This window comes from Sphingopyxis sp., assembly GCF_035565275.1.
Taxonomy (GTDB): Bacteria; Pseudomonadota; Alphaproteobacteria; order Sphingomonadales; family Sphingomonadaceae; genus Sphingopyxis.
In genome coordinates, this window is record NZ_DATMST010000201.1 from 1 (window position 1) to 3,085 (window position 3,085).

A 3,085-nucleotide genomic window follows, 5' to 3' on the forward strand; every position below is an offset into this window, starting at 1 on the left:
CCGGGCGACGGCGAGGCCGCCGACAAGCGCCACGCCCCCGCGACGCTGCGCAATCGTGAAGCGATTGCCGCTGTCCTGGCCGACTGGCTGCCGGCATCGGGAACGGTGCTGGAGGTCGCGAGCGGATCGGGCGAGCATGCGGTCCATTTCGCCGCCGCCTTTCCCGGGCTTGACTGGCAGCCGAGCGATCCCGACCCCGCGGGCCTGACCTCGATCGCCGCGTGGCGTACCGAAGCCGGGCTGGCCAATATCGCGCCGCCGCTGGCGATCGATGCGGCGGCCGCCGAATGGTCGGTCGACCGCGCCGACGCGATCCTTTGCATCAACATGATCCACATCAGTCCCTGGGAGGCGACGCTCGGCCTGTTCGCGGGTGCGGCACGGCTGCTCGCAAAGGGTTCGCCGCTCGTCCTTTATGGACCCTATATCGAAGCTGACGTGCCGACCGCGGCGAGCAATCTCGCGTTCGATGCCAGCCTGCGCAGCCGCGATCCGGCGTGGGGGCTGCGCGATACCGATGCGGTCAAGGCGGCCGCGGCCGACGCGGGGCTGGCCTTCGTCGAGCGCCGCGCGATGCCCGCCAACAACCTGATGCTGCTGTTCCGCCGCACCTGACGGACCTGACAGGATCGACGATCGGCGCTTTACGTCGCGCACGCAGCCGCTAGCTTTCCTCCAATTGCGCACAAAAGACGCGATTCGAGGAGAGAGGCGATGCCCCGCGACGTTTCGGAGCTTTTCACGTTCGACGAATTCCTGACCCATTGGGCGGGCGAGCGGCCCGACCGGGTCGCACTGCGCGAGGAGGATCGCGTCTATTCCTATGCCGAACTGGAAGACCGGACGGCGCGCGCCGCTTCGGCACTGATTGCGGCGGGGCTGAAGAAGGGCGACCGCATCGCGTGGATCGGCAAGAACAGCGACCTCTATTTTACGCTCTTCTACGGCGCGGCGCGCGCGGGCATCGTGATGGCGCCGATCGGCTGGCGGCTGTCACCCGCCGAATGGGCGTTTATCGTGAACGATACCGGGGCGAAGATGGTCTTCGCCGGGGCGGGGTTCGAAGATCTGGCCGGCCAGCTTGCCGGGCGGCTGCAGAACGGACCCGCGATCGTCGCTGCGGCGGACGCGTGGGCGCTGATCGACGGCGCGGTGCGTACACCCTTCGCGCCGTCGGCGGCGAATGACGCTGTGCTTCAGCTCTATACCTCGGGCACGACGGGCAATCCCAAGGGCGCGGTGCTGTCGAACGGCAATCTGTTCGCGCTCCGCAAGCATTCGAACAGCCTCGACCTGCCCTATACCAAATGGGAGGACGACGAGGCGGTGCTCGTCGCGATGCCGTGCGCGCATATCGGGGGTACCGGGCTCGGCATCATGGCGCTCGCGGCGGGGCTTCCCGGCGTCGTGCTCGCCGAATTCAACCCCGACGGCGTGTTCGACGCGGTCGAGCAGCACGGCGTCACGCGTTTCTTCATGGTGCCCGCGGCGCTGCAGATGCTGCTGATGCACCCGCGCTGTGCCGAGGTCGACTACAGCCGCCTCAAATATATCCTCTACGGCGCGGCGCCGATCCCGCTTGAACTGCTGCGCCAGTGTATCAAGGTCTTCGGCGCGCAGTTCATCCAGGCCTATGGCATGACCGAAACGACGGGGACGATTTCGATGCTGCCGCCCGAGGATCATGACCCGGAGGGCAACAAGCGCATGCGTTCGGCCGGCAAACCGCTGCCCGGGGTCGAGATTCGCGTGGTCGATGCGGCCGGCGAGCCGCTGCCGACGGGCGAGGTGGGCGAGGTCGTCACGCGGTCGTCGAACAATATGCTCGGCTACTGGAACCTGCCCGACGCGACCGCGAAAACGATGACCGACGACGGCTGGATCCGCACCGGCGACGCGGGGTACCTCGACGAGGACGGCTATCTCTATATTCACGATCGGATGAAGGACATGATCATCACCGGCGGCGAGAATGTCTATCCGGCCGAGGTCGAAAGCGCGATCTTCGGTCACCCTGCGGTGCAGGAGGTCGCAGTGATCGGCATCCCCGACGAGAGGTGGGGCGAGACGGTGAAGGCGGTGGTCGTCGCCAAACCGGGCACAAGCGTCGAGGAAGCCGATATCATCGCCTGGGCCCGCGAGCGCATCGCGCCCTTCAAATGCCCTCGCAGCATCGACGTGATCGCGGCTCTGCCGCGCAATGGCAGCGGCAAGATCTTGCGCAAGGACCTGCGCGCGCCATATTGGGAAGGGTATGAGCGGATGGTGAATTGAGTGGGCAGTCAGGGGTATCGGCCTCACGGCAAAATCCGCCGCCTCGCTCACTTCTTGCTGCGGCGCCGTTGACACCTGGCGCCCCAAATCCTATATCGCGTCCATACCCCATCGTCCGAGATAGAGCCTGACTTTGCGCAGCGGGCTGTACGGATAGGGCGGCGGGGATTTCGACAGCGTTGGAAAGCTGCGGTAAACCGGCGACGGTTGCCTGCGGCTTTTTTCGCGTCGATGCGCTCGCGACCTGATTTTTCTTAAGGCGAGACAATCACTTATGGCGACCAAGGCGAAGTCGGTGGGCAAGGCCCTCGAAGCAACCGCAAGCAAGCGAATCCGTAAGCTGTTCGGCAACATCCACGAAGCGGTGGAGATGCCCAACCTCATCGAGGTGCAGCGCGAATCATACGAACAGTTCCTGCGGTCCGACCCCTCGGTCGGCTATGTTTCGGGCCTCGAGAAGACGCTGCGCAGCGTTTTCCCGATCCGCGATTTCGCCGGCACCGCCGAGCTCGACTTCGTCCACTACGAACTTGAAGCGCCGAAATACGACGTCGAGGAATGCCGTCAGCGCGGCATCACCTATGCGGCGCCGATGAAGGTCACGCTGCGCCTGATCGTCTTTGAAGTCGACAGCGAAACCGACACGCGGTCGGTCCTCGATATCAAGGAACAGGACGTTTACATGGGCGACATGCCGCTCATGACCGAGAACGGCACCTTCTTCGTCAACGGCACCGAGCGCGTCATCGTGTCGCAGATGCACCGTTCGCCGGGTGTGCTCTTCGACCATGACCGCGGCAAGACCCACTCG

2 protein-coding genes and 1 pseudogene are annotated in these 3,085 nt (G+C 65.1%); all 3 read left to right on the top strand.

Features of this window, described 5'->3' with window-relative positions; translation table 11 throughout:
* On the top strand, positions 1–615 hold a 615-nt coding region (locus tag VN047_RS14015), incomplete at its 5' end, for a DUF938 domain-containing protein (protein ID WP_325543688.1).
* 99 nt (positions 616–714) lie between these two features.
* Positions 715–2,274, top strand: a complete 1,560-nt coding sequence (locus VN047_RS14020; RefSeq protein WP_325543690.1) for a fatty acid--CoA ligase — start codon at positions 715–717, stop codon at positions 2,272–2,274.
* A gap of 274 nt (positions 2,275–2,548) precedes the next feature.
* Positions 2,549–3,085 (top strand): annotated as a pseudogene (locus tag VN047_RS14025) (DNA-directed RNA polymerase subunit beta); the annotation flags it as partial.

Excerpts from the sequence above, each read along its gene's own strand:
- VN047_RS14020 (WP_325543690.1), top strand. The coding sequence starts at position 715 with ATGCCCCGCGACGTTTCGGAGCTTTTCACGTTCGACGAATTCCTGACC.